Source organism: Mycoplasma leonicaptivi ATCC 49890 (assembly GCF_000622205.1).
Taxonomy (GTDB): Bacteria; Bacillota_I; Bacilli_A; order Mycoplasmatales; family Metamycoplasmataceae; genus Mycoplasmopsis; species Mycoplasmopsis leonicaptivi.
Genome location: NZ_JHWE01000063.1, coordinates 1 through 3,148 on the forward strand (window position 1 = coordinate 1; position 3,148 = coordinate 3,148).

A 3,148-nucleotide genomic window follows, 5' to 3' on the forward strand; every position below is an offset into this window, starting at 1 on the left:
ATATATATATATATATATCATTAATAGATAATAAATATTTAAGTCAAATATAATTTTGTGAATTATTAAGTTAAATTAAAAAGTCTATTTTGTATGCTTAATAAAATTTTCAATACTTATTTTAAACAAAAACAACAAATAGCAGATATTAAAAAAGAAAAAGCTATACTTTTGTATAAAAAATATGTTTTTTTTAACTTTTTGTGAATTTAAAAGGATTTTAATGTGTTATAATCTTTTTTATAAAAATCAAATAAGGAGTGTAAAATGATTAAAGAAGTTTATATTGCTGGCGGATGTTTTTGAGGCGTTCAAGCTTATTACCAAAGATTAAAAGGAGTATTGGAAACATCAGTTCATTATTTAAATGGTGGTTTTGAAGGAGTGACTTACAAGCAAGTTTGTCAAAATTCTTCACATGTTGAAGCGGTAAAAGTTAAATATGATGATTCTATTATTTCAGAAGAAGTAATTTTTAAATTATTTTTAAATATTGTTGATCCATATTCATTAAACAAACAAGGAAACGATAAAGGAGTTCAATATAGAATTGGTTTTTATGCTAATGATTTAGAATTATTAAATAAATTTAAAGAGCTAAATCGAAAATTCATTGAAAAAGAAAATAAACAAAATTATATTGAAACATTAATGGTAAGTGATGATACCAAAGCAGAAGAATATCATCAAGACTATCTTTTAAAAAATCCAAGTGGTTATTGTCATATAAATCTTTATTCAATACCTGAAAAATATTTAAAATAGTAAGTTACATTTACAAAAAAGTTATTTTTTATCTTTTTTGTAAATGTTTTCTAACTTTTTGTATAATATCGTAAAAATTAATAAAGGAGTAAAAATGAAAAAAATTTTATTTGTTGTAGGTTCATTAAGAGATAATTCTTTTAATTTACAACTTGCAAAAAAAGCACAGGAACTAATTTCTAATAAAGCAGAAGTTTCATATTTAGATTATTCAAAATTACAATTAATGAACCAAGATTTAGAAAAAACTGAATTGCCAGAAATTAAAGAAATCAGAAAACAAGTACTTGAAAGTGATCTTATTTGGGTTTTTTCACCAGTTTATAATTCACAAATGCCTGGATCTATTAAAAATCTTTTAGATTGATTAAGTAGATCACTTGATAAAACTCAACCAAAATCTATTTCAGCAATTAATGATAAAAAAGTTACTGTTTCTTGTGTTGCAGCAAAATGACACGAAAAAGTATTTGAACAATACAAAGATTTATTAACATTTATTAGAGCGAATGTAGTATGTGATTTTACAGATGTACAAATTAATCCAGAAGCTTGATCTACTGGTATTTTAACACTTAGTGAAGAAAGTGTGCAAAAATTACAAAAACAAGTTAAACAAGTTTTACAAAATTTATAGTTACTAAAAACAAACTTTACGTTTGTTTTTTATCATATAACAGAACTAAAAAAAATATATAATTATTTTAATAAGTGGTAAATATGAATAAAAATAATCAAATATTAGACAAAATAGTAAATATGATTCGGGGCGGTGAATCAGAAACAATTGAATTTAAAGAATGTAAAGAAAAAGTAAGTAAAAGTGTTTATGAAAGTATTTGTGCTTTTGCTAATAACAATGGTGGTCACATATTTTTAGGTGTTGCAGATGATACTAAATTAATTGGTATTTCTGAAAACTTAGTAAAGAAAATAAAAGATGATATCATTACAACTTTAAATGATAAAAGTATTTTTAGTTGAGAAATTTTAAATTGTGTATTAATTCAAGAGTATCAAATAGAAAAAAACTTATTTATTATCGATATTTTTGTTCAAAAATCACAAAATATTATTTTTTACAACAAAAAAATATTTTTTAGAAAATCCAGCACTGACTTAGATATTACTAATAATACATATTTATTATCAATATTACGTTCAGAAAAAGAAGAGTTTGATTGATTATCAAATTACATTGAAGAAGAACACTTTATTGAATTAATTGATATAAAAACTATTGATTTTTATTTAAATAATTTAGTTTCTAGTGAATTATTGAAAAACGAAAAAGATGTTTTTAGTATTTTGTCCAAAAAAGACAAAATAATGTCTGTTTTAAGATTAAATAATCTTGTTTCCTTGGAATTAAAAACAAATACATATAAGCTAAAAAAAGTAGGTTTATTACTTTTTGGTAAAAAAGAATTTATTAACAAATATTTTCCTTATTACAAAACAAAATGTTTAATAAGTAATGATTTATCAAGATTGACATATAATGATTATTTAGTTGTTGAATCAAATTTAATATCTGCTTTTAATGAAATAATTAATTTTTTTGAAAGCGCATTACCAGAACCTTATATTGTTAGAGAATCAAAAAGAATTTCGACTGTAAAACCATTTTTAAAAGAATTAGTTTCAAATGTTCTTATGCATCGAAATTACTTTTTTGATAAAATTAAACCTACAATTATTCAATGTTCTAAAAATTTTGTTCTTTCATATAATCCGATAGCAGAAATAAATGATTTTGAAATTAAAGATGTTCAAATTACTTCTTTTTCAAAAATATATAATCCTGAAATTGTAAAAGTTTTTAGAAAATTAGGATACGCTGAAGAACTTGGTACTGGATTAAGAAAAATGAAAAAGGATTATAAATCAATGTTTGAAAAAGAATTAAGATTTTTTGTCAAAGATTCTCAAATGTTTTTTGTTGATGAAGATATAATGAAAAAAATAAATGAATTAGACATTACACAAAGTGATAACAAAAAAGAGAACAATGGTATCAGTGATACCAATTTTGATACTAAACTATTAAATGATACCATTTTAAATGGTATCAATGATACTAAAAACGATACCATTAATTTAATTTTAAAATTTTTAGACTCCGATCCTGAAATCACACAAGAAAAACTTTCTCAAATAACCAAAAAGTCTCTTCCGACAATTAAAAGAATTTTTAAACAACTTGTTGATAATAATATTATTACAAGAGATGGTACTAATAGAAAAGGTTCTTGAAAAATTGTTAAAAAATAAAATAAGCAATGCTTATTGGGACTGTACGATATTTTGTGTAAATTCTCATAAACTTATTTTTTGATAATAAGAGAATTGCGATAGCAAAACACAAATCTGGTCTAATTAT

General features: G+C 22.2%; 3 protein-coding genes. All 3 read left to right on the forward strand.

Annotated features, from left to right (window positions below):
- The first annotated feature begins 267 nt into the window (after positions 1–267).
- The 3 genes from msrA (at position 268) to BU00_RS0103410 (ending at position 3,039) form a co-directional block, all read left to right on the forward strand.
- On the forward strand, positions 268–765 hold the full coding sequence (gene msrA, locus BU00_RS0103400) for a peptide-methionine (S)-S-oxide reductase MsrA (RefSeq protein WP_027121480.1): 498 nt from the start codon (positions 268–270) through the stop codon (positions 763–765).
- Between the two features lie 94 nt (positions 766–859).
- The gene (locus BU00_RS0103405) at positions 860–1,402 is read left to right on the forward strand and encodes an NADPH-dependent FMN reductase (RefSeq protein ID WP_027121481.1); all 543 of its coding nucleotides are present in this window, start codon (positions 860–862) and stop codon (positions 1,400–1,402) included.
- 83 nt (positions 1,403–1,485) lie between these two features.
- The gene (locus BU00_RS0103410) at positions 1,486–3,039 is read left to right on the forward strand and encodes an RNA-binding domain-containing protein (protein WP_027121482.1); all 1,554 of its coding nucleotides are present in this window, start codon (positions 1,486–1,488) and stop codon (positions 3,037–3,039) included.
- The last annotated feature ends 109 nt before the right edge of the window (positions 3,040–3,148 follow it).